Here is a 254-nt window from a genome sequence, read left to right as displayed (position 1 = left end):
CGGCGACGTGATCGCGGCCGAATGCCGCGGCACCATGCCGGCGGCGTTGCGCTATGACCGGGATGGGCTGGCGGTGACGCGCGCCGCACTGCCGGCCGGGGCGTATCTCGGGCGGCTGGCGACGCTTCCGCGCGACGCGATCGGCAAGGGGACTCCGCTGACCCTGCGCTCGGCGGCCGGCCCGGTGACGGTCGAGCGCGCGGTGACCACGATGCAGTCCGGCCGCTCGGGCGCGCGCCTGTTCGTGCGCGACG

Annotated in this window: 1 protein-coding gene; it reads left to right on the top strand. The window is 76.8% G+C overall.

The features are described 5' to 3' along the window. Nucleotides 1-254: hypothetical protein (locus NLU14_RS22500; protein ID WP_275710798.1), on the top strand; the 254-nt coding region annotated here is incomplete at both ends.

The organism is Marinobacter iranensis (genome assembly GCF_029207565.1).
In the GTDB taxonomy this organism is placed as follows: Bacteria; Pseudomonadota; Gammaproteobacteria; order Pseudomonadales; family Oleiphilaceae; genus Marinobacter; species Marinobacter iranensis.
Note: the sequence above shows the minus strand (reverse complement) of the source record. Positions and strands in the feature narration are given on the sequence as shown.